The organism is Rhodonellum psychrophilum GCM71 = DSM 17998, from assembly GCF_000381545.1.
GTDB lineage: Bacteria > Bacteroidota > Bacteroidia > Cytophagales > Cyclobacteriaceae > Rhodonellum > Rhodonellum psychrophilum.
In genome coordinates, this window is record NZ_KB906678.1 from 184762 (window position 1) to 209868 (window position 25107).

The 25107-nt window shown below is 40.5% G+C and carries 23 protein-coding genes and 1 tRNA gene; 3 read left to right on the top strand and 21 right to left on the bottom strand.

Features of this window, described 5'->3' with window-relative positions; all coding sequences use genetic code 11:
- Positions 1-32 precede the first annotated feature (32 nt).
- The 16 genes from F824_RS0111435 to F824_RS0111510 form a co-directional block, all read right to left on the bottom strand.
- A complete protein-coding gene (locus F824_RS0111435; RefSeq protein ID WP_026333658.1) occupies positions 33-296 on the bottom strand; it encodes a hypothetical protein in 264 nt (87 codons plus the stop codon).
- 32 nt (positions 297-328) lie between these two features.
- Entirely contained in the window at positions 329-883 is a 555-nt protein-coding gene (locus tag F824_RS0111440; protein WP_019598032.1) for a DUF420 domain-containing protein, read from the bottom strand.
- Entirely contained in the window at positions 870-1538 is a 669-nt protein-coding gene (locus F824_RS0111445) for an SCO family protein (RefSeq protein WP_019598033.1), read from the bottom strand. The genes F824_RS0111440 and F824_RS0111445 overlap by 14 nt, the downstream gene beginning before the upstream one ends.
- A gap of 85 nt (positions 1539-1623) precedes the next feature.
- A complete protein-coding gene (locus tag F824_RS0111450; RefSeq protein WP_019598034.1) occupies positions 1624-1953 on the bottom strand; it encodes a cytochrome C oxidase subunit IV family protein in 330 nt (109 codons plus the stop codon).
- 20 nt (positions 1954-1973) lie between these two features.
- Complete coding sequence (locus F824_RS0111455; RefSeq protein WP_019598035.1) at positions 1974-2750, bottom strand: cytochrome c oxidase subunit 3; 777 nt, start codon at positions 2748-2750, stop codon at positions 1974-1976.
- A gap of 20 nt (positions 2751-2770) precedes the next feature.
- Positions 2771-3352, bottom strand: coding sequence for a cytochrome c oxidase subunit 3 (locus F824_RS0111460; RefSeq protein ID WP_019598036.1), 582 nt, complete (start codon positions 3350-3352; stop codon positions 2771-2773).
- A complete protein-coding gene (gene cyoE / locus F824_RS0111465; protein WP_019598037.1) occupies positions 3352-4257 on the bottom strand; it encodes a heme o synthase in 906 nt (301 codons plus the stop codon). Before cyoE ends, F824_RS0111460 begins: the two co-directional genes overlap by 1 nt.
- Complete coding sequence (locus tag F824_RS0111470) at positions 4254-5336, bottom strand: COX15/CtaA family protein (protein ID WP_019598038.1); 1083 nt, start codon at positions 5334-5336, stop codon at positions 4254-4256. The genes cyoE and F824_RS0111470 overlap by 4 nt, the downstream gene beginning before the upstream one ends.
- Positions 5317-7200, bottom strand: a complete 1884-nt coding sequence (locus F824_RS0111475; protein ID WP_026333659.1) for a cytochrome c oxidase subunit I — start codon at positions 7198-7200, stop codon at positions 5317-5319. The genes F824_RS0111470 and F824_RS0111475 overlap by 20 nt, the downstream gene beginning before the upstream one ends.
- Before the next feature lie 16 nt (positions 7201-7216).
- A complete protein-coding gene (locus F824_RS0111480) occupies positions 7217-8251 on the bottom strand; it encodes a cytochrome c oxidase subunit II (protein ID WP_019598040.1) in 1035 nt (344 codons plus the stop codon).
- A 24-nt stretch (positions 8252-8275) separates the two neighbouring features.
- Positions 8276-9565, bottom strand: a complete 1290-nt coding sequence (locus F824_RS0111485) for a hypothetical protein (protein ID WP_026333660.1) — start codon at positions 9563-9565, stop codon at positions 8276-8278.
- A 2-nt stretch (positions 9566-9567) separates the two neighbouring features.
- Entirely contained in the window at positions 9568-10194 is a 627-nt protein-coding gene (locus tag F824_RS0111490; RefSeq protein WP_019598042.1) for a c-type cytochrome, read from the bottom strand.
- A gap of 14 nt (positions 10195-10208) precedes the next feature.
- Complete coding sequence (locus F824_RS0111495) at positions 10209-10739, bottom strand: DUF3341 domain-containing protein (RefSeq protein ID WP_019598043.1); 531 nt, start codon at positions 10737-10739, stop codon at positions 10209-10211.
- Positions 10739-12103, bottom strand: a complete 1365-nt coding sequence (gene nrfD, locus F824_RS0111500) for an NrfD/PsrC family molybdoenzyme membrane anchor subunit (protein WP_019598044.1) — start codon at positions 12101-12103, stop codon at positions 10739-10741. The genes F824_RS0111495 and nrfD overlap by 1 nt, the downstream gene beginning before the upstream one ends.
- 18 nt (positions 12104-12121) lie before the next feature.
- Positions 12122-15208, bottom strand: a complete 3087-nt coding sequence (locus F824_RS0111505) for a TAT-variant-translocated molybdopterin oxidoreductase (protein WP_019598045.1) — start codon at positions 15206-15208, stop codon at positions 12122-12124.
- Between the two features lie 39 nt (positions 15209-15247).
- Positions 15248-16450 (bottom strand): c-type cytochrome, encoded by a 1203-nt coding sequence (locus F824_RS0111510; protein WP_394330221.1) that lies wholly within the window; start codon positions 16448-16450, stop codon positions 15248-15250.
- Positions 16451-17140: 690 nt separating this feature from the next.
- On the opposite strand from F824_RS0111510, the gene F824_RS0111515 reads away from it, so the two are divergent.
- From F824_RS0111515 to F824_RS0111530, 3 genes are all read left to right on the top strand, one after another.
- Positions 17141-17211: transfer RNA gene (locus tag F824_RS0111515), tRNA-Cys, on the top strand.
- A gap of 277 nt (positions 17212-17488) precedes the next feature.
- Positions 17489-17962, top strand: coding sequence for a (2Fe-2S)-binding protein (locus tag F824_RS0111525; RefSeq protein WP_019598048.1), 474 nt, complete (start codon positions 17489-17491; stop codon positions 17960-17962).
- A 3-nt stretch (positions 17963-17965) separates the two neighbouring features.
- Positions 17966-20191: a xanthine dehydrogenase family protein molybdopterin-binding subunit gene (locus F824_RS0111530; protein WP_019598049.1), complete on the top strand. Its 2226-nt coding sequence runs from the start codon at positions 17966-17968 to the stop codon at positions 20189-20191.
- A 29-nt stretch (positions 20192-20220) separates the two neighbouring features.
- Here the strand turns inward: F824_RS0111530 and F824_RS0111535 are convergent, their stop codons facing one another.
- The 5 genes from F824_RS0111535 to F824_RS0111555 form a co-directional block, all read right to left on the bottom strand.
- A complete protein-coding gene (locus F824_RS0111535) occupies positions 20221-20646 on the bottom strand; it encodes a hypothetical protein (RefSeq protein ID WP_019598050.1) in 426 nt (141 codons plus the stop codon).
- 37 nt (positions 20647-20683) lie between these two features.
- Positions 20684-21976: a TolB family protein gene (locus F824_RS0111540; RefSeq protein WP_019598051.1), complete on the bottom strand. Its 1293-nt coding sequence runs from the start codon at positions 21974-21976 to the stop codon at positions 20684-20686.
- A gap of 3 nt (positions 21977-21979) precedes the next feature.
- Positions 21980-22561: a hypothetical protein gene (locus F824_RS0111545; RefSeq protein WP_139189693.1), complete on the bottom strand. Its 582-nt coding sequence runs from the start codon at positions 22559-22561 to the stop codon at positions 21980-21982.
- A gap of 124 nt (positions 22562-22685) precedes the next feature.
- Complete coding sequence (locus F824_RS0111550; RefSeq protein ID WP_019598053.1) at positions 22686-23819, bottom strand: hypothetical protein; 1134 nt, start codon at positions 23817-23819, stop codon at positions 22686-22688.
- Complete coding sequence (locus F824_RS0111555; protein WP_019598054.1) at positions 23816-25000, bottom strand: hypothetical protein; 1185 nt, start codon at positions 24998-25000, stop codon at positions 23816-23818. Before F824_RS0111555 ends, F824_RS0111550 begins: the two co-directional genes overlap by 4 nt.
- Positions 25001-25107 lie beyond the last annotated feature (107 nt).

Genomic DNA, 25107 nt, shown 5'->3' on the forward strand with positions numbered 1-25107 from the left:
CAAAGTTTGAATATCAACTTTGCTTTCCCTTTTTAAAATTTTTCACCTTGAAAAGTGAATTTCGCCTTTCTTTTTTTTGAATTTCTGTACCAGAAAAATCCAATCACCGCAGCGATCAAATATGGCATTACCAATAGATACATGATGCCTAAATTCAAACCAGCGCCAATGGAAGTATCACCATTACTCACATTGGTTTCGATCGTGGCTCTACACATTGCACATTGCGCAAAGGATTGTAAATGCAACAAAAGAAAACCTAGGGTGAGGAGCGATATTTTAGCAGTATATCTCATAGTAGACAAAACGAAGGTCTCGAAGAATAAGTTTAGAAATTGTAATAAGGACTGATCATCAAATAAACCACTACCCCAGTAACGGTTACATACAACCATATTGGAAATGCAAATTTCACGATTTTCCTATGCTTTACTAACTGATCAGTATGCCCATAATAATAGGCCAGCAAAATGGGGAACAAAGCAACTGCCGCCAAAATGATATGCGAGATCAGAATAAAATAATAAACAGGTCTTATCCAACCCTCGCCACCAAAAACAGCGCTTTCTGCAGATGCATGATAAATAATATAAGAAACCAAAAAGACTGCTCCCAAGCCGAAAGCAGAGGTCATGGCCGCCCTGTGAAGCTGGACATTTCCTTTCTTGATAAAAACCAAACCCATAATCAATGCCACGGTGGCAGCAGAATTTATAACCGCATTCAAATGCGGAAGGAAATACACCCAATCACTGGCGAGATCGAGTTTTGCAGGCATGAAAATAAGGATGGCCACTACTATCGGGACCACGATTGATATTCCTATGATCCATTTGATCATCCCTGAATCCTGCTGCACTAAAATCGGGTTACTTTTTTCCATACAATAATATCTTTGTTTCCAATATCAACAAATCAACATCTTCTCTAGTGGTACCACTGTAAAAACCTCTGATCCTTCCTTGCTCATCAACGATCACAAACTTATCCGAATGCACAAAATCATCAGGAACACCTTTTCCATCAAGAGCTGGAAGAAGAAAACCGCATCTTGCAAGGTTGAAGGTTTCCTGTTGGTCACCCGTTAGGAAAAACCACTTCCCTGGACTGGCATTGTGCCTCTCTGCGTATTCTTTGAGTACCTCAGGGCTGTCATATTCCGGATCAATGCTGATGGAATAAATCTGTACACGATCTTCTCCCCGAAATACATCATCGACTCTTTCCATTTCGGTAGACATCACTGGACAAATGCTAGGGCAAGAGGTAAAGAAGAAATCTACTATGGTGATTTTTCCCTCCATCTCCGCGCGCCCCATAGGAAGACCATCTTGGGAAGTAAAGGAAAATTCAGGAATGGTGTGTTGAACATTTTCCTCTACGTCACATTCCATGAATTGATTGTCTATTCCGTTTTCAAATAAAACCGGAATTTCATACTGGTTGTTTCCGAAAGTTTTCAGAAATAAAATAATCAAAATTGGCACCATTAGGATGCACAGCAATACCAAGCCCTGAAGTAATCTGATACCTCTCATGTTTTTCCTTTGTCACTATAACAAAAAAATAGGTTGAAGATCTTAACTCCAACCTACTTTTTTCAAATTTTATTGAAATTATTGACTACCACCTCATGATGAAAATTTCAGTCCCCTCTTTTACCAAGGCGATCACCAACCATACCAAGAAAATCAGCGGAACAATGATCGAATAAAACAGAGGTTTAGCTTCTTCACCCAAGTGCATAAATTCCATCATGATGTATTTGGCTTTCCAAATTGTCAGTGCAATGAAGATGAAATAGAGAAACAAGCCCCTATCCATGGTGAAAGCAAGAAGAAACTCAACTGCCGTAATGGCCAATAAGATGAATGCAGTCTTCCATATTTTTTTAATCTTCGCCTCATCTCTAGGAAGCACTTCGAGTGCGGATTTATTTTCTTGTAATGACATATCTTTAATACGTTAGAGTCTCAAATTAAGTAGAAAAAAGTAAAAACAAATACCCAAACCAAATCCACAAAATGCCAATACAAACCAATTTTTTCAACCATTTCGTAGTGACCCCTTTCTTCATAGGTACCAACAGCCGCTTGGTAAAACACCATGAACAGCAAAGCCACTCCCAATGTCACGTGAAAACCGTGAAATCCTGTAATGAAGAAAAACAATTGTGCGAAAGGAGCTGGTCCATATTCATTGACGTACATATTGGCGCCAAAAACGGTCTCAGTGACCAATTGATTGAGGCTGTTTACATATGTCAAAACTGTCCCGGAATCGGTTCCATGAATAAAGTGTCCCCATTCCCACGCTTGGCAACTCAAAAACGTAGCACCACCGAGGATCGTCCAAAGCATCCATTTGACCACGTCATTTCTATCATTTCTATGACCAGCTTCAACAGCCAGCACCATAGTAACTGAACTTAAGATCAAAATAAAAGTCATTATCCCGACAAAAACCAATGGGGCATGCAGGCCATGGACAAACGGAATCGCCTCAAAAACCAATTCAGGAATTGGCCAATATTCATTTGAACCAACAAAATTATCCGCAGAACCGGTGTATGCAGGGTAACTTACCCTAATGGCTGCGTAGGTGATCAAAAAAGCAGCGAAGGTAAAGATATCTGAAAGCAGGAAAAACCACATCATGAGTTTACCATAACTAGCTTTTAGCGGCTCATTACCGCCTCCCCAGATCCCTCTTTTGGAGCTTACTCCAACAGCAGTAGCAGTCGTCGACATAAGTATATTTTAATTAATTATTAATGATTAAGAAGTAGGAACATAAACAAATATAACCAAAGTCCGCCAAGAAAATGCCAGAAAGTGACACACATTTCCAAGGTAGCCAATTGCTTTGAATGCACTTTGTATCTAAAGGACGAAATTAGTACAATAATTAGAAATATCACACCACTCACCAAGTGTAATCCATGTAATCCTGTAAAAACGTACAAAAATGATCCAGCAGGGTTACCTACGAAGTATACATCTCTTTCCACTAGGGCGATCCAACCATACCATTGACTCACCAAAAAAACGACTCCCAAAACAGATGTGATGACCATTCCGATCCTCAAATTCTGAAGATTGTCCTTTTTTGCTGAAATATAAGCCCAATGAAAGGTTAAACTACTCAGGACAATAATACCAGAAGAATACCAGAAAATTTCGGGAAGGTCAAATTCCAACCAATTTCCCTCCGATTGTCTGACAATATAAGCACTGGTAAGCGCCGCAAATATCATCACCACAGTCACAATAAAAAGCCACAGGGCAAATTTCTTAGGGTGCATGGCGATGGGCTGCTCAGCCGCCTCGATATAATTGAGTTTTTCTTCCATTACGATATTTTATCCAATAAATAGGAAATCTGTACAATGGGGAGATAAAGGAATGAACCGAACATGATTCTCAATGCTGATTTCCTGGAACAATCCCTCATTAAAGAAAAAGTCTGTGCCAAAAACAAGACGCCACAAACAGTTGCCACAATCCCCGAATTCAATCCGGTCAAACCAAAATAAGTAGGCAACAATCCCAATGGCAATAAAAACAGGGTATAAATCATGATTTGAATGGCAGTATTGAGATCTTTTCCTCCTCCACTCGGCAACAACTTGAAGCCGGCCTTTTTATAATCTTCATCACTTACCCAGGCAATGGCCCAGAAGTGTGGGAATTGCCAAATAAACTGGATGCCAAAAATGATCATGGCTTCATAGGAAATCGCTCCAGTGGCAGCAGTCCAGCCCAATAAAGGAGGCATTGCACCGGGAATCGCTCCTACAAACACCGCAATAGGACCGACACGCTTCAAGGGTGTGTAGACGAAAACATACAATATCATACTCAAAATCCCCAATCCAGTGGTCAAGGGATTCGTGAAAATCCAGAGTATGCTTATCCCTATAACGGCTATTATGGACGTAAACCAATAGGCTTCCGTCAAAGAAATGATATTCAATGGAAGGGGTCTGTTTTGAGTCCGCTTCATCAGCTTGTCATAATCCCGCTCCCATATTTCGTTGGCCGCGCCAGAAGCACCACTGATCAAAAAACCACCAACCATCAGCGCAAAAAACTTTCCCCAAGAAAACATCGCTCCGGAGTCTCCCAATATAAACCCAAAAACCGCGGAGAAAGTAACCAAGGCGGAAAGCCTAAATTTAATCAATTCATAATAAGCCTTCGCCCTAACAGACAATGCAAACATGAAGGAATAGTCAATTGTATCTACAGTTCTCATGAACCAGAATTTTCAGTGGTGATTTTTTTTTGATCGTTCAATTGAAGCAAAATTACGAATTGGATACCTATGACTACAGATCCAAGAAGTAAATGAATCGGTTGAAGAAAAGCCGGAATCCCAAAATAAGCCATCCCTACTCCTGATATAATTTCAAACAAGATCACAATAACCAAAATTTGAGACCATTTGAAAACACTTGCGTGCCTAAGTGAATACTTATAAATCTTATAAATAAACAACAAATGGATGGCCAATAGCAATATGGAATATGATCTGTGAATAGCAAAGGTAAGCCCCAAATGATCAATCCATTCTCCTCTTAGCATATTCCCGAACGTAAAGGCAACCATGTCCAATTCCTCTCTCACTTGCGTACCCAGAACGATTTGAATAATGGTGAGCACAAATCCCAAACCCAAAACAAGAAATAACCTGTTTGGTTTTTCAGTACTGAACCTAACAGCGTAAGCCAATCTATGGGACCTATAATGGATGTAAAGCAACAAACAAACTATCACCAGTGCCAACACCATGTGAAGGGTGATCATCCAAGTCAGTAAATTCGTGGAGACAACAATGGATCCAATCCATGCTTGGAACAGGACCAACAACAAATTGAAACCAGCTAATATGGGAATGACTTTGTCAAGATTCCAAAGTCTGATGGATCTGTAAAGTGTAAGCAAAACAAATAGTCCTATGACAGCACCCAACAGTCTATTCAAGTATTCTATCCAAGTTTTGACGGGATTGAATTCCTCTTCTACCAGGATGGATTTATCTTGTTGTATTTCAGTCGCTTTTTGGGAGAAGCCAAGATTCTGGAGCATTGAAACGAAATTCTCGTTTTTTTCTGCTCTTTTGGCTAAATAGATCTCTTGGTAATTTAATGGAAGTTGGTCAACACTTGTAGGTGGCACCCAACTCCCAAAGCATTTTGGCCAATCGGGACAACCCATTCCTGAGCCCGTACTGCGTACAACTCCACCGACCAGAATAAGAAAATAAACAGCAATCACAGTGATCAAACTGATCCTGCGAAAGCTGTTTATGATTTTAAGATTCTCTTGATTCATTCGCTATCAAAACCTCCTCTTCTTCCGAAATGATTTCTTTTTCAAGCTTCACCAATTCCTGCTCATGAGGAAGATTGGATTCAGGCGTGGCAGACAATGGAACAGTTTGCATGATAAAGTCTTCTTTCGCTCCAGGTTTGGAATAATCATAAGGCCATCTGTAAACAGAAGGGATTTCACCTGGCCAGTTACCATGCCCTGGATGCAAAGGAGTAGTCCACTCCAAAGTATTGGATCTCCATGGATTAAGGGAAGCTTTTCTTCCTCTGTACATGCTGTAGAAGAAGTTGAACAAGAAGATAAATTGAGCGACAAAGGTAAGAATAGCAGCAATGGAAATGAACATGTTCAAGTCAGTGTACATACTAGAGAATTCAAAGTTGGTCCAAGTGTAATATCTTCTTGGAAAACCAGCTATACCAATGTAGTGCATTGGGAAGAAGACTAAATAAACACCGATGAAAGTCAACCAAAAGTGGATATAACCCAATTTCGCATCCATCATCCTACCAAACATTTTCGGGAACCAATGATACACACCCGCCATCAATCCAAAGAAGGAGGCCGAGCCCATCACCAAGTGAAAATGTGCAACTACGAAATAAGTATCGTGCAATTGAATATCAATGGCAGAATTTCCCAAGAAAATACCCGTCAAGCCACCAGAGATAAAGAAAGAAACAAGACCAATTGAGAACAACATGGCAGGAGTGAAAATCAAGTTACCCCTCCAAAGTGTAGTCAAATAGTTGAATACTTTCACCGCTGATGGAATCGCAATAATCAAGGTCAAGAACATAAAAATCGAGCCCAAGAAAGGATTTAATCCTGACACGAACATATGATGCGCCCAAACAACGAAAGACAGTATAGTAATCCCCAACATGGAAATAATCATGGCTTTGTAACCAAAAATCGGCTTCCTTGAATTGGTTGCAATTACTTCTGAAGTGATACCCAAAGCAGGCAACAAAACGATGTATACCTCAGGATGGCCTAAGAACCAGAATAAATGCTGATAAAGCACAGCACTACCACCCGTGTTTGAAAGGGCTTCTCCACCGATGTAGATGTCAGATAAGTAGAAACTTGTACCAAAACTTCTGTCAAACACCAACAGTAAAGCGGCGGCAAACAAAACAGGGAAAGACAATAAACCAATCACTGCAGTCAAGAAAAATGACCATATCGTTAAAGGAAGCTTTGAAAAAGACATTCCCTTTGTTCTCAAGTTGATCACAGTCGTAATGTAATTGATACCACCCAATAGAGAGGAAGCAATAAAGAAAGTCATTGCAATCAACCAAAGTGTCATTCCCATTCCTGAACCAGGTATTGCTTGCTCAAGTGCGGACAAAGGTGGATAAACCACCCATCCACCTGCTGCTGGACCTGTTTCCAGAAAAAGAGAAATAAACATGATAACTCCGGAAATGAAGAAGAACCAATAGGATAACATATTCATGAATCCCGAGGCCATATCTCTTGCTCCAATCTGAAGAGGAATAAGGAAATTGGAGAATGTCCCACTCAAGCCAGCTGTCAATACAAAGAAGACCATGATCGTCCCGTGCATTGTCACCAAAGCAAGATAGAATTCCGGATTCAATGCTCCGGTATCATCTATCCAACCTCCTAAAATTGGTTTTAAGAAGGACATGTCCATCTCTGGAAACCCTAGCTGAAGCCTGAAAAGAACAGATAAGAAACCTCCAATCAAAGCCCAGAAAATACCGGTGACCAAAAACTGCTTACCAATCATTTTATGATCAGTACTAAAGATGTATTTCGTTATGAAATTATCATGGTGCTCATGATCATCATGGGCGGTAGCACTGTGTAAAGCGGATTGAGCTGTTGCCATAATTTTAATAATTTATTTATTTGTTTTCGCTGATCGATATTTCAGCCAATTCTTTTAATTCTGTAGGTAAATCGGCGACCAAAGAAGGGTTGTTGACAATATAAGGCTTCTGTTCAGCCAACCACTTTTTATATTCTGCCGGCTCTACCACCGTGATAACTTTTCTCATAGAAAAATGACCTCTTCCACAAACTTCAGTACAAGCGATCTCATATTCAAATTCTGGATCATTGAGTTCTGCACGCATCTCCTCAGTTGTTTTGGTAGCTGTAAACCAGAATCTGGTTGGCATACCTGGAACCGCATCCATTTTCAGCCTCATGTGAGGGGCAAAAACAGAATGCAGCACATCACGCGCCCTGATTTTGAAAATAACAGGCTCCCCTTTTGGGATAACCACAATCGGCGTATTGAAATCATCAAATGAATTTTTATCGGAGAAATCCACACCCGAAACGTTAGTGGCATTGATCAGCCTATAATCATATTCACCCAAAACATTATCCATACCAGGGTATCTAACCTCCCAAGCAAACTGATAACCCATGATTTCAACAACGTGTGCATTTTCTGGCGCTGGGCCAGTGATATCAGACCATGCTTTCCATCCACTGATGACCAACAATGCCAAAACTACTGCAGGAACTACTGTCCATATTACCTCAAGTCTATTGTTATGGGGGAAAAAGGCAGCTTTTCTTTTTTCATCGTATTGGTATTTGTAAGGAAACCAGAACAAAAGAATGTGTGTAATAATGAAAACTACACCAGTGACTGCCATGGTAATCCAAAACAATCTGTCTGTGATAACACCATGTTCAGAACCAATTGGAAGCTGATAATTGTCAAACTCCTTGATTGAATACCAAGTCATTAACGCTCCAAATACCACCATAAAGGCAACAAATAAGAAAGCGTTAACTTTATTGCTGCCAGATGCGATTTTTTTATCCGAGCCCTTCACTACCGTGACCAGGGTTTGGATTCTATATACCATCCAAACAATGGAGAGTAATAAAAGAATGCCTATTGCGATGAGAAAACCGTACATAATGATCGTTTTATCAGATAAATATTAAATGTGATGATGATAACTTTCCTCCAACATGGGGTGATTTTTTGGAACCAGATTGGCTTTGGCTAATCCTCCAAACACTACATAAGCAGCACCTGAAACATATACCAACAGCATTCCAATTTCAATAAATCCAATCCCTCCATTGTGTCCCAAAGTTCCCGGTTGTACCATTAAGAAGAAATCCATCCAATGACCAAATAGAATAAGAGAACAAATCAGTTTCAGAAATATCCCGTGTCTCTTTGAATCTCTTGTCATTAAAACAAGGAAAGGAAGAACAAAGTTTAACCCTAGGTTTACAAAAATGAACGGTCCATATACATCGCTGGACAGTCTCTCAATAAAGTAAACAGACTCTTCGGGAATGTTGGCATAATAGATCAACAAGAACTGGGAAAACCAGATGTAAGCCCAGAAGATCGAAAATCCGAATATAAATTTGCCAAGGTCATGTATATGGTTTTCATTGACCATCGGCAGATATCCCTTTTCTTTCAGGAAAATGGTAATCAAGGTAATCGCAGCAAGACCAGAAACAAACCAAGAAGAGAATACATACCAACCAAACATGGTGGAAAACCAATGTGTATCAATTGACATTACCCAATCCCAAGCAGAAACCGAAGAAGAAACAGCGAAGAAAATGATGAAAAATGCAGACCATTTTCTGATGTTGTACCAATAATCGTTTCCACCATTCAGATCTTCTGCGTAGGATAGATTTTTCAATTTATTGAAGAAAAAGATCCAGAATCCAAAGAACAAGAACATCCTTACAATGTAAAAAACAGGGAAAGTTCCCTTGTCCATTGGCCAATAAAAGAAGCTGCCTTTTCCATCGATTATTTTATCATATTGAGCATCATTTTTATCGAATAGATAACTATGTGTCCAATGAAACAAATCATGATTGGCAATGAAGAAAGTCACGATCATCAAGACACCAGCATAGGGAAGCCAATATCCAAAAGAAAGTGGAACCCTCAAAAAACCGGTAGACCATCCTGCCTGCGCGGCATACTGAAGCGCAAAGAAGAAAACACCGATGATGGCGATACCAGTAAAATAAACATTATTGATCCAAAGGTTGGCATATAACCTTTGATACCAATGAAAGGCATGGCCTGCTCCCTCTTCGGCAGAATCGTGTCCACCTCCAAAAATTGCCAAAACAACGCCAATGGCAAGCAATACCGCTCCAATCACCATGACGGTGAGTATGGATTTCTTAAAAGCCGATGTGAAATCGAATTTTTGATTTAAGTTATAGTTTGTAACGTGCGCCATGATTATTGCTTCTGGATTTCTTGTTTAACATAGTGAACGATTTTCCATCTTCTTTCTTGGGAAATCTGGGATCCATGAGGAAGCATTCTTCCTTTTCCTGCCGTGATTACGTGGAATATATGGCCTTCTGGAAGATTGATGTAAGCACCACCTTTTAGATTTGCCACTCCTCCAATCACCTCACCGGCTTTGCCATCACCCTCTCCACCTAAACCATGGCAAGTGGAACAATATTGAATATACAGTTGCTGCCCTTCAGCCAAAACCTGATCATTGAATTCCACAGGATTTTCAATCAAGGCCGCTTTTTCCAATTCAAATGCCTTTAAACGGTAAGGGAGTGTTCCATTATTGCTTCTTGGGACTGTATTGGCAACAGGCTCTCTCATCGTCATTCCATGAGGATTGTTTGGATTACTGTTGTAAAACTCGCCTTTTTCATCTTCTCTCGTACTCAACCAACCTCCTTCTTCTTCATTTCGGATTTGGGAAAGTGGCTCGTAAGCGATTGAATGATACATTTGAGGCGCAAATTCATAGCCTGGCTTTTCGCCCGATGCCCCACAAGAGGAAAGACCAAAGGCCAAACCAAAAGAAGCAACTAAATTTATAGAATGTGTAAATTTCATATTTTCAATATTACCTATTCAAAACTTTTTTTATTCACTTCAGTAGCTCCTGTAGCTTTCAGGACATCTCCAATCGCCTCTTCTCCAAAGCCAGCATTGTTGGCAATATCGATGGCCATCACATGCTTGTCATCTGTGATTCTCAAATCAAAGATTCTCGCTTGACCCCAAGGCTTTAAATTACTACTGATCATAAATACGCCAACCATACCGAATGCTGCCAATAAGACCGTCAATTCGAAAGTCACAGGAACAAAATCCGGTATTGCAGCATAATCCTTACCTCCGATAATCATCGGCCAGTCAATTTTCATCATATAAAATTGCATCACCAAGGCCAAAGTAGTCCCCAATAACCCAAAGAAAAAGGCAGCTATCGGCAATCTACTTCTCTTGTAGCCAAGTACATCATCCAAACCGTGAACTGGGAATGGCGAATAAACTTCGTGGATTTTAACGCCACTTTCTCTCACTCTGGTAACAGCATCCAACAACACATCCTCATCATCATAAACACCGAGGACAAAATTCTTATCTCTTTCCATTATTTATTAGCTTTTTGTGATGAAGACTTCACGATAGATTTAACCTCTGCCATGTTGATTACCGGGAAGAACTTGGCAAACAGCAAGAACAAGGTAAAAAACAATCCAAAAGTAAAGAGGTAGATTCCCACATCCGCCCAAGTTGGATAAAACATTGCCCATGAAGAAGGCAGGTAATCCCTATGTAAGGAGGTTACAATAATCACGAAACGCTCAAACCACATCCCGATATTTACTACCAAAGACAAAATGAAAGTAGCGACAATAGAAGTTCTGATTTTTTTGAACCAGAAAAGCTGAGGGGAAATCACATTACAAGTCATCATGGACCAATAAGCCCACCAATAAGGACCAGTTGCTCGGTTGATGAAAGCGTATTGCTCTGCTGCTACTCCTGAATACCAGGCTATGAAAAACTCAGTAATGTATGCAACACCCACGATTGAACCCGTGATGATGATGACAATATTCATCAATTCAATATGCCCGATGGTAATGTAGTCTTCCAAATGGAACATCTTTCTGGTGACAATCATCAGTGTCAACACCATCGCAAAGCCAGAGAAAATCGCTCCCGCCACGAAATATGGGGGGAAGATCGTCGTATGCCATCCAGGTATCACGGAAGTTGCAAAATCAAAGGATACAATCGTGTGAACAGAAAGCACCAATGGTGTTGCAAGACCCGCAAGAATCAAAGCCACAGATTCGTACCTTGACCAAGTTTTGGCAGCTCCATCCCATCCAAAAGCCAAGGCTCCATAAATGGTTCTTCTCAAACCACTTGCTCTGTCTCTGATGGTTGCAAAGTCAGGAATTAGACCAATATACCAGAAAACCAATGAAACGGAAAAGTAGGTAGAGATCGCAAAAACGTCCCAGAGGAGCGGTGAATTGAAATTCACCCAAAGTGAACCGAAAGTATTTGGAAGAGGAAGTGCCCAATAAGCACCCAACCAAGGTCTTCCCATGTGAATGACCGGGAACATGGCGGCACAAATAACAGCAAAAATTGTCATTGCTTCCGCTGCCCTATTGATGGCCATTCTCCATTTTTGTCTGAACAACAATAAAACTGCTGAGATCAGGGTTCCGGCGTGACCGATACCTACCCACCAAACGAAGTTGGTGATATCCCAAGCCCAACCTACGGTTTTATTGAGTCCCCACATGCCTATACCTTCCCAAAGGGTGGCAACAAGCGCAATGCTTCCTAACAACAATATACCCACCGAAAACAAAAGTCCAAGAATCCAGCCTAAACTGGGCTTCCCTTCCACCTGTCTCGAAACATCATGAGTAACGTCTTTTAAGGTTTTACCGCCCGTAATTAGGGGCTCGCGTATGGATGAAGTAACCTGCATATCTTATAAAATTGTTATTTACGCTTCTTTTTTGTCCTTATTTCTGATCTTGGTAAAATACCAAACGTTAGGGCTCACATTGATTTCTTCCAAAACGTGGAAAGCCCTTTCTTCATTGACCTCCTTTATGGCAGAAATTGAATCTTCCTGAATTTTCAGCATCTGAGAGACTTTACTTTCCATGTCGTTCATGTCACCGAATACGAGTGCATCCGTTGGACAAGCTACAGCACAAGCCACATTGATCTCACCATCCACGATTTTTCTGCTTTCACGTTTGGCTGTCAGTTTACCTGATTGGATTCTTTGCACACACATTGTACATTTTTCCATCACACCTCTTGCCCTTACGGTCACATCTGGATTCAATACCATTTTACCCAAATCATTGTTTTGGGCAACGTTTACGGTTGCAAAATCTTTATTGTCGTGGTATTTAAACCAGTTGAATCTCCTCACTTTATACGGACAGTTGTTTGCACAATACCTTGTACCGATACACCTGTTGTAGGTCATTTGATTGAGACCTTCGGAAGAGTGGGTTGTCGCAGAAACTGGGCAAACCGTCTCACAAGGTGCATTGTTACAATGCTGACACATCATGGGCTGGAAAACAACCTCAGGATTTTCTGCGGCGATTTCCAATGCTTTGTTGTCACCAGCTTCGGCATCGGAGCTATAGTATCTGTCGATCCTGATCCATGCCATTTCTCGTCGGTTCAAGACTTCTTGCTTGCCTACCACTGCGACGTTGTTTTCCACCTGACAAGCGACTGTACATGCGCCACAGCCGATACAAGAATTCATGTCAATGGCTAGTCCCCAGTGGTGCTGGCTGTATTGGTGTCCTTTCCAAAGGGAAATTTTAGATGGCTTCACAAATTCACCATCTTTGTACACTTTTGGTTGGTATCTGCCTGCGAAGGCATCTTCCTTGTATTCCCCAAGTGTTGATTCCTGAACAACAAACGACCTGTCCATATAGGTTTGGTGCGTTTGGGTCTGTGCTATTTTATAAGAACCTGAAGTCAACTCAATGCTGACCCCTTCGGTAATGTCAAAATTCACGAAGCCTTTGGAAGCATCTAACAATTCATATGCATTGACTCCAATTCCATTGGCTACACGTCCACCTTTGGTACGACCATAACCCAATGCCAATCCTACTGTGCCGTTTGCTTGGCCTGGCTGAACCAATACCGGAACTGTCAATGTTTTTCCTCCAATGACAATATTTGCAGTTTTGGTAGCTCCTTCGGACATTTTAAGTCCGTTTTCAACCGCCCATTTCTGAGAAACGGTCAGGTAGTTGTCCCAAGTAGCCTTTGATATTGGATCTGACATTTCCTGAAGCCAAGGATTGTTGGCGAATACGCCATTTCCAATCCCTACTTTGGCATACATCGCCAATTCAGTTCCTGCATTATCGCCTTTGTAAGCGGCCGCAACAGCCGAAGCCGCTGAGGAGATGTCTGCTACACCTGCAATAGGTGCAGATTCAGTCTCAATAGTGAGGACCCCATTGTGCAATGATCCATCCCAAAACTGCTGGAAATCGGAAACTTCGGATTGTGTTTCGAAGAAGGATGTTCTCCAGTTTGCCTGTAAGAAATCATAATAATTCGTTGCTGCCCCAGCCCAGGCGAGGAAAGAATCTTGGGCTTGTCTGGTATCGAAAAGTGGGGAAATAGTTGGCTGGGCCAAGCTATATTCACCTTTTCTAGGATTGAAATCATTCCAAGACTCCAAATAATGATGATCTGGTGCCAAATACTGCACCAAGGATGCAGTTTCGTTCAAGGTTTCACTCGTAGATACTGAAACTTTTGCTTTGGCAATACCATCTGCAAGGACGGCTCCATTGGCAAAGTCATATACTGGATTACAGTTGTAGAAAACAATCCCGCCAACTCTTCCTGCATTAAGATCCAAAAGCAATTGGTTCATTTTGGCATCATCGCCTTTTCTAAAATTCGAAGGTCTTGAAAAATCAACGGTTACTCCGTTGTTTCCGAGAAGATCATTGATTCCGTTGACTACTACCTGCACGTTTGGATCATTTGATCCAGAGATCACGATTGATTTGCCTCTATTGGCCCAAAGTTCCTGAGCAGCTTTTTCCAAATGATCGATCGCTACTGGAGCAGCAGCATAAGTGGTGGCTCCTGCAGATTTTGCAATTGCATTGTATAAAGCCATAATAGCCAATCCACTTTGGGATGGTTTGATAGCAGTTCTATAATCAGCATTTGCACCAGTCAAAGAAAGGTTGGACTCAAACTGAAAATGCCTGGACATTACAGGCTTCTCCTTGGTTATTTTCCTGCCTTTACTGTATTGTTTGGCGAATTCGATTGGAGAAATCCATGTTCCCAAAAAGTCCGCTCCAAAATTCACGATAACACTTGCTTTCTCAAAATTGTAAGTAGGCAAAATGGCAGTACCATAAACTATTTCCGCTGCTTTGGTGATGCCATAGCTAGAAAGCGGATCATAGGCAATTACCTCGGCCCCACCAAAAGCGTCTGAAAATAGTTTCAGGGACTTTTCAGTGGAAGGGGAAAGAACTGTATTGGTTACTATTTTGACTACACCAGCACCGGCAAGTTTAGCTTTCAACTGGGCATCCAATGTTGTCCAATCGGTTTTTTCTCCATTGATATGAGGTCCGGAAAGACGCTCTTTATCGTATAAAGTAAGTACTGAGGATTCTACGATCGCATTTACACCACCTTGATTGATGGGCGAGAGCTTATTTCCATCAATTTTGATAGGCCTTCCTTCTCTTGTTTTCACCACAATGGAAGCATAATCACCTCCTGAGGAAAATGTAGATGCGTAGAAATTAGGAATGGATGGATTGATGTCCACCGGCTTGTTCACATATGGGATCGCTTTCCTGATAGGAGCTTCGCAGGAGGCCAAAGAGGCTGCTGCAAGACTAAATCCCATCAATTTAAGGAAATCCCTTCTGGTAGATCCGGTTTCTTCAGAATTGTTGGTTGGTAAGTAACCAGGGAATTCTTTATCGGCATGCTTCACAAACTCGGGATCGTTTGTCAATTGCTCCAATCCTTTCCAGTATGTCTTTTTATTTTCCTTCATTTTATATTCAAGAAAAGTAGTTTCTTAATTGATTTATAATTAATAATGACACTTTGCGCACTCCAATCCACCAATATCCTTCACTTTCAAAGCATCCTTGGATCCAGCATGCAGCTGCATCAATTTGTCATAGTATTCATTTCCTTGTGCGGCTATTTCAGTCTGTCTGTGACAGTCAATACACCATCCCATGGTCAGGGTGCTGTGTTGATACACCACTTCCATTTCCTGTATCGGTCCATGACAGGTTTGGCATTCGATACCCCCTACAGCCACGTGTTGGGAGTGATTGAAATAAGCAAGGTCGGGAAGATTGTGCACCCTCACCCACTCTATGGGTTGATTGTTGTCAACTGCCGCATATATCTTAGCAATTTCAGTAGAGATCCCTTCTTTTCCACCCACATTTTGGATATGTGTGTGGCAATTCATACAAATGTTTGCAGAAGGAATATTTGCTGATTTCCCAATTTCAACGCCTGTATGGCAATATTGACATTCTATTTCATACTGTCCGGCATGAAGCTCATGGGAAAAAGCGATTGGCTGACTTGGCTGGTAACCTTGCTGAATACCTACTGAATACAAACCATCAATCGCCGTTTTGGCAACCAACGCAATGACCAAGGCCGTTACGATGATTAGAAAAGCATCACTTTTGAACAGTTTTTTGACATCGAATTTTTGATTGATGAATTCATCGTCTTCCTCATCAAGTTTTTGATTGTTGAGGTATTTGGTCAGAACCGAAATAATCAATCCCAACACGATCAGAATCAGCAACAATACCACCACCAAAACAGCAACGATAATTGTCAGATATTCACTTGGAACACCCGATCCACCACCTACTTGAGCACCTTCACCAGCAGCACCTTCGACAACCGCCTCTGCCTTGTCTCCGTATTCTATGTAAGAAAGCAGATTCATGACATCATCATCAGACAAAAACTCATGGGCAGGCATGGCCAAATTGTTGTATTCCTTGTAAAGCGCGTTCGCTTGGGCATCTCCGGTGGCGATGAGGGCCTGAGAATTCTTAATAAAGCTTTTTGCCCAATCAATGGATCTTCGGTCAGAAACTCCCCTCAAGGCAGGTCCTGTATATTTTTGATCCAGCTTGTGACATGATTTACAATTGGCATTGAAAATGGTCTTTCCGGCCGCAACTGCTTCATCGCTATCAGAAACATCTGGATTGGCTGCAAAGGCTTGTGATCCCAACATTAGGAAAAACACCATAGCCAATGTGCTTATTCTCAGGGGAACACTTAATAATGAGCGTTTGATCGACATATATTTATTACTTATTAAACAGTTTTACTTCGAGGTTTTTAATAAACACTGCAAATGTACTACCCCAATTCTATATTTCAAACTTGACTAAAATATAGGACAGAGATCAGTAAACAGACCGCATTTTATTGTAAGACTCTATAATACAGGAATTTAAATACATTTAAAATGAATCATAATTAATTTAGAATCTTTATAAATAAAACTTTATAGACATTAATCAAACCTAAATAAAATTTGCACTCAAAACTTGCCCCTATTAATTCCTCTAAGTTAAAAAAAACGTCCATTTTTTTAACATTTCAAGAAATCTCGTTTTGCGCTTTTGAAACCGTTCCAAATTTATTTTAATTTAAGTATACATTTAATAAAGGTCGAGTGGCCGAATGATAGGCAAAGTTTCGCAAAATCTTTCAGAGTGGTTCGAATCCGCTCCCAACCTCAGTTGTTTTCTGAAGACAATATTTTTCTCCGATTAAAGGCATAATAAACAGCCAAAAAAGAAATGAATAGTCATGTTGCACAATTCGTTTCATCTCAAACAAGACCAACTTCGAAGAATAAAAATCAAAAAAATTAAAACTTTGGTTTTGGTAAAGTTTAGATAATCCCTACATTTGCGTTCCGTTAACTAATGGTCGAGTGGCCGAGTGGCTAGGCAGAGGTCTGCAAAACCTTCTACAGCGGTTCGAATCCGCTCTCGACCTCTCTTTACATAAATACCATCTCCCTAAAAGAGATGGTATTTTTTTTTAGTCGTTCGGTATAAATTTTTAATTGTTCATTGCGAAAATCTATTTTTCGGATTTTTATGTTTGCCCATATCCGTTTTAATAATAGGCTTTGAGAATAAAACATCTCAATTGACCTCCTCCTTATTTAGCATCCAACCAAAACCGTTAAGATAAGTTTGATTGGTTTTTTGGGCCTGAATGGGTATCTTATTTTTTTGATTGAATATTGAACTCCCCCACTCCATTGGCTATGATTGAAAAAATAAAACTGCTGATAAACGATAAAAAACGAGAATTCGAAGTCGATTTGGAAGAACCACTTCTTTATATCCTTAGAGAAGACGCCAACCTTTATGGCCCAAAATATGGATGTGGAATGGGACAGTGTGGAGCCTGCATGGTGCTCGTGGACGGAAGGGCTCAACCTTCTTGTCTGCTGACATGCGGAAATCTACACGAAGCCAAAATCAAAACCATTGAGGGATTGGCCAAAAACGGGAATCCCCATCCACTTCAGGAGGCATTTTTTGAAGTTCAGGCTGCCCAGTGCGGATATTGCCTCAATGGAATGCTTATTTCGGCAGTTTCCCTTTTGGAAGAAAACCCAAGTCCTTCCATATCGGAGATCAAGGAAGCGCTCAACCGCGTACTTTGCCGCTGTGGCACCCATTCCAGATTTATCAAAGCTGTTCAACTGGCTTCCGAAAAATCCCAAAACGCCTAATCCATGACTTCCCCAAACTCCCCAAATTCCAGCAGGAGATCATTTCTCAAAAATACCGGACAATTATTGATCGGTTTCAATTTGCTGCCACTCACCTTTTGTCAATCAAAATCTGAAATCCTTGATGGTGGAATTTCCTCTGGAAGTCAAGTCAGGTCAAGTATGGGGTCTGACATCATTGATTCTTGGATCCGGTTGGATGCTGAGGGAAAGGTGACGGTATTGACCGGGAAAATGGAGCTGGGTCAAGGGATCCGAACTGCACTGATGCAGATGGCTGCAGAGGAGCTGGACGTCAATATGGACATCGTCACCATTATCAATGGAGATACCGGGCAAACGGCTGATGAAGGATACACAGCAGGAAGCGGGACGATTGAAAGAAGTGGGGCATCAATCAGAAAAGCTGCCGCGGAGGCAAAGTTTTTCATGGTCAATATGGCCAGTGAAAAATGGGATGAATCTCCTGAAAACCTTTCCGTAAAAAACGGGCTGATCCAATCGAAGAATGGAAAACACAAAATCTCCTATTGGGAATTACTGGATGGAAAATTCCTGGAAGGAAAAGTCACAGGAAATGCCCCGCTCAAAAACCCAAAAGATCATACATTGGTGGGCAAGGGTATCCTTAGAGAAGACATTAGAAAAATGGCACAGGGAGAGGCATTTTTTGTCCATGATCTCCGTTTGCCCGAAATGGTGCATGCTCGCGTTTTGAGACCACCCAGTTACGGATCTATTTTAATTGATCTGGACAAAGAAAGTGTCCTTGCCCTACCCGGAGTATTGAAACTGGTGGTAGATGGCAGATTTATAGCGGTAATTGCAAAAAGAGAATACCAGGCAATCAAGGCATTGGAATTCTTGAAATCAGCCGCAAAATGGCAAACGGAACCACTTTCTCCCCAACAGGCGGATCTTTTCTCCGAAATGAAAAAAAAATCCCTCCCACCGCAGCAAGTGGAAGAAGCGAAACATATCAATACCATCATCGGCAATTCCCCACAAATCCTTGAAGCTACCTATCTAAGACCCTATCAAATGCATGCTTCCGCTGGACCATCCTGTGCGGTGGCCGAGTGGAAAGACGGAAAATTGACCGTGTGGACACCCACACAGGGAGTGTATCCCCTTAGATCCACCCTCTCGGATTTTTTGGGAATTGACACCAAAGACATTCGCTGTATCGGCCTTCCCGGATCTGGCTGTTACGGGCACAATGGTGCCGACGACGTTTCGGCAGATGCTGCATTCATTGCCAGATCATTTCCGGGAAAGCCGGTCCGCGTTCAATGGATGCGAGAGGATGAACATGCTTGGGAACCTTATGGATCTGCAATGCTCCTAAAGCTCAAAGCAGGCTTGGATGCATCGGGAAAAATCACGGGATGGGATTGTGGAATCTGGTCTGACACCCATAGCACAAGGCCTGGAGGAAAAGCAGGACATTTTATTGCCGCAAGGCATCTGGAAAAACCATTTGAATTTCAGCCAGGAGGATTTTCGGGCGGAAGTTATCGGAATTCATCTCCCCTCTACAACATTCCATCCAAAAATATTGTCCTCCACAATTACAAGGGTCCACTCAGAACTTCTGCGCTCCGTGGATTGGGGGCTTATGGGAATATTTTTGCTTTGGAGTCATTCATGGATGAATTGGCCAATCTCGCAGCTATCGATCCTTTCGAGTTTAGAATCAAAAACCTCGATAATCCAAGAGCCATTGAAGTTATCAAAACGCTGAAAAGTAAATGTAATTGGGAAAATCGAGATCAAAGTGGACGTGTAGGCTATGGCTTAGCATTTGCCCAATACAAAAACTCAGCGTCTTATTTTGCTGTAGTTGCGGAAATCCATAAAAGTCCGACAGGAGGCAAATTCAGGTTGCACAAACTCACAGGAGTCATCGATTCCGGTCAGTGCATCAATCCTGATGGTTTAAAAAACCAAACGGAAGGAGGTATGATCCAATCTGCAAGTTGGACGATCATGGAAGCGGTGCAATACGATGCAAATGGAATCACGAGCAAAGACTGGAACTCCTACCCCATCATGCGGACAAATGATGTCCCTGAAGTGGAAGTGCATATCATTGACCGGCCGAAAGAAAAACCACTTGGCGCCGGCGAGGCTGCCCAAGGTCCTGTCGCAGCAGCGATTGTCAATGCGTTGTCTTCACTTCTAGATAAAAGGGTATATGAATTGCCTTTGAAGGATTATTTTGTATGAATTAGAGAAGTGTAATAAAAATCAATTTCTCACTCCTTTAAACTTAAATTATACTCAATAGCTCCAACGTTTTTGTTGCGCAAAATTTTCAATTCTTTGCCATTATACTCATAGTGATGTTCTCCACTCAAAACATAAGAAGGACCAAATATGGCTGGTATTGGAAAAAATAAAGTATCTATAAAATATATTGATTTTCCGGAAACCCCTAGCTTTCCGGCACCATACCCAGCGGGTAAACTTGTGGTGCATTCATAAAATCCATTGGATATTTTCAAGGTTACTTTCTCTGAAAGATTCTCATCAGATCCTCTCGTTCGAAAGGTTCCATCAAAGGCCAATTCCTGATTTACATCCAAATCTATCTTTACATCATCATCAATACAGCCAAAAACGAAAACTGTAATTATAAGAATTGCTAGCGATTTTTTCATGTTTTGAATTCTGAATTCCATGCTATTTTTTTCAAAAGCCCTCCCCCTACTCAAATATTCAATTTGGAATTTTAATTAGTTTTTGATCTCCTGTTGGACTGGAAACGGGAAACGCAAGACTTCGCCCTTGATCCACCCAACTAATACTTCCATTAGAAGAAATATACAAATCATCCTTAAGGAAAGAAACCTGCTTGAGTTTACCGCTAGAAATATCCAAAACCCAAACTTGCCGTCTCCCTGATCTATCAGAAACAAACGCCAACAAGTTTTCTCCAGAAGGTGAGAACAATGGAGAAATATCGTTCCAAGGAGAAATCACAAGGTCACGCATTTGCGCACCAAAATTCAAATCAAAACCATATATGTTGTAAATAAACCTATTCCCAACCTCCTTAAGAATATCTATTGACACCAAGCCAGTTTGAGAGGATGCATCCATACTGGTAAAATATGCCAAAGTAGATATTTGGCCACCTTGTTTAATTTGTGGTAAGAGCACTTCAGAATTCCCATTTTTGTTTAGCCTCCACAATCCAAATTCTCCTCTCTCCAAGGAATCTGACAAAAACAAAATTGATTCATTGTCTTTAGCAAAGGTTGGGAAATAATTATGATGCATACCTCCTTTCAACAAGCTAATTTCCTTGCTCTCCAAATCATACATTTCAAGATGAATTGGAGTATATCCTTGGGTTATTTGGCTTATCCCTTCAGTAGTTCCATATATTAATTGGCTTCCATCCCTTGACCATTGTGGATGATAACAGCGCTTTCGAATCATCTCAGTATCTCCGGTTATTAAATCTTTTAGAAAAAGACTTGAAACACCATATTCTTGACCTGATTGAGTCCATCGGTAGTCTGAAATATAAGCCACCTTATCCCCTTGAATATTGACTTTTGGAAAATACATAGCATTCCAACTCTCCAATTCCATTACAGTTTCAAACTCAGGAAAAGGATTGGGAACTATCATCACTGTATTTGAGGTCGCTATTTGTCCAGCCCGACGTGAGGTCACATAAAATTCGTAAGCCTTACCATACTCAGTATTGGGAACCATATATTCATTTTCCTCTTCCCCTAGTCGCTCTATTCTGACAAAATTACTTTCATCAGGTAATTTCACAAAAACCTCATAGCTGCTTCCCTCCACAATTGGATCGCAGGACCAGCCCGCACAAAATCTTGAAATATCCCAAATTAACATAACCCTTCCTTCCTCATTGAGGTTTGCGACCAAATTGGGGAATCCAAGAATTGCGCCTTCAGGAATGGCATCTTCGTATTGCTTTTCACAACTTAATAATGCAAAGATTAGCAGTAGAGGAAAGTATCGCATTTTCATGGTTTAAAATTTAACCCCAACACCAAGCTGTATACCCAGTTCTGTCAGGATATATTTAGAGTTCTCTGTTCCGTTAAAAGGAATGGCCGAATGTCTTTTAAGATTTGGGAAAAGGGAAAATGATAGATTCCCTGTTTCATATTTCCCTCCCAGACCCAACAGATATCCAATTCCACTTTGGTCCGAAAAGTTGTTTTCTGTCAGTTGAAAATCCAACAATGGTCCAGCAGCCAGAAATCCATATTTAAAAAAAGTATATTCAAAAATCAAGGGGATTGAAAGCATTTCAAATTTTTCATCTCTTGTAGGAATTTCCACTCCAGGGGCAGGCTTGAGCAATATATCTGACCGAGAGAAATTAAATCCAGAACTTACACCAAGATTTCCTAAAAGAGTTCTTGAATACCCTATTCCCAATTCCCGGAAATTACTGGCTTCAATACTCCCTTCTCCAAACCACGGGATTTGTCTTTGTATAAAAGCCTTTGAAGTGCCGGCATACACTTTAATCTCATTCTCATTTTGAGCAAAAGCTCCAAAACTGATCAGCAACAGCCCTGCAAAAAATAGAAGTTTTTTAGTCATTTTGATGGAATTTATCATCTTTCTACCTGTACGAAAAATGAACATGAAATGCGACAACGCTAAACATTTCCAAAACGCGAAACTTCAATCTGAATAAACTAAAAAGCATCAACTGCATGGATTTTCATTTTTTAACCAATTGAAGTTTGTAAAAGGTAATGTAATCCTGCTCTTCCCCGAGGTAATCATCATCTCTGAGGGCATAGAATGATTTATCCACAGACTCGATATTGAGTATTAATTTAATCTTTGAAGGAAGAATCACCTCGTTTGACCAACCTTTTCCAACCCTGTAAATTTTGAGATAATTCTTGCGGAATTCTGGATATCTGAAAAAATTTTCTCTTTCCTTTAAGTTGTTATTCACAAAAGTATCCTCATCTATTCCGCCATAATAGGTGACAATGATATTGTTCGAATCTGAATAAATGCCGTGAATCTGGGCTTCATTCATTTTCATTGATTCTTCGTACGTCACAGGAGTTTTTTGTCCAGGCAATAATTTAAAATCGATAGGATTGATATCAATACTCCTTTCCCATAAAACACTATCTCCTAAGGCATAAATATGCAAAATGGGCTCATTTGAAAAGGTAAGGTACAAGCTGTCGTTTTCTATGGTAAAATTTATATAAGGTCGACCAAAAAAGTCATCACCACTAAATTTAGAAGATGGAGGTGTTCTAACAACTGGTATTGATGATTTTGTCTTAAGATCATATAATTCCAAAAGCGTGTAATCTCGATAAAAATAATCTAAATAAGGACTGATCCCATTACGGCCGGGATACCAAAGAAGAATTTTCTCATCCCAAACTGCTATATTCCTTCTGTTGTAGGCTCCGCCTCTCGCTTCACCCAAAAAAGGCATTTCCAAGCTTTCTTTTAAATTAAGATCGGCATCGAAATGATAAATGTTTTTAAATGAAGTCGTTCCAAAGAATCCCCCGTTATGTTCCAGTAAAGTCTCTAACATCGTTACTGACCCTGGGCCTTCTTTTGGAAATTCCTTCTTCACCAAGATATTACCCAAAGAATCAAACTTAATCAATGTGCTACTTGAAATATCTTTAATTAGACCTATTCCATTAGAAAATGTACCCTCTCTTATATCAGCTAAAAAACCCACTTGAATTGAATCCAAAATCACAAGTTCCCATTCGTTTGAATCTGCTATATCTTGGGAATCTTTGTTTCGCTCTGAACACCCAAAAATCAATGCTCCAATCACGAGTATTATTATTTTAAATCTGATCATTTCTCAACTAATTTTACTTTGTAAATTCTTAAAAAATCCTCTTCCACTTCATCATTTGGAGCTTTTTCCATCCATAGAAACCCTCCTGCTGAAGCAAAACCACTCTTATTCACTTTGTCAGGAAAATCAAGATTTCCAATGATATTTAGGGTGTTTTGATCTAAAATCAAAATACCCTGTTTTACTTCATTTTCCACTTGATTGTAAAGTTTCTCCGATTCTTCTTTATCTCCGGAGATCCAAAGGGCTTCTAATTCTTTCATTTTTTCCTCCGGAACACCTCCATAGTAATGAATCAGTAGCTTTCCATCTACGATATGAATATTTCTGATGGCTGGAGTATTGCCTTTAATCGTAATTGAACCTTTGGAAAATTCTGCTCTTGGAGTTACCGGTAATTTCTCAAAACCAGGTATACTCAGTTGGACAATGGTATCCAACTTAACTCCTTCAGAACTTAGGTCATAGACATTCAGTCGCTGCTCCGCACCCAAAGCGATGTAAAGTTTCTCGTCTGTAGCCTCTAGTGCCGGCGCATAATCACTTTCAAAATAACCACCCCCATCCAAAAAATGGCTTCCCTGCTCAAAGGGTACAATCTCAATGAATTTTTCTTCCTCAATATCGATAAGTTCCAGAGCCTTGAAGTTGTCATAAAATCTTTGTTCTCCCGCGAAAGAATCCCGTGTTCGGACCGATTTACTAAGCAAATACTGCTTTCCATTAAGTGACACAATTTCAATTCCCTTACCAGAAAAACTCATAAAACCCGCTCCTCCCATAGACTCAGGATGCGCTAGCCTTTTAACCATATTGCCTTCCAAATCATAGATAAAAACCCCCTTCATTCCGACTAGAGCGAGTTGATTTTCATTGACGAAACCTGGAAATTCCATAAGAAACCCATAAGAATCAGGTGTATCCTCTTTTTTCGAAAATCGGCTGACAATACTACCTGAATTATCGGTGATGATAAATTCTTTGTTGGCAAAATCATGGAAAGCAAATCGATCTGCCTTTGGACTGACATCGGTGATCATGGGATTTCCCAAAATCTTCAAATCCAATGAATCTACAATCTGAAAGGAATAAGCGGTTGGAATTTCCTGTCCCTTTTCTTTGGGATCCGCACAGGAATAAAAAAATAGGGTTGCGAATAGGCACAGTTGAAGATGTTTCATTGTCCAATATAAAAAACTTTTGGCTCTAAATAATGAGTTATTAGTTCATTTTTTTAAAAAAATTTGCCCATTTATAGACTCTTTCGCTGCTCCTATCAAAGCATAGG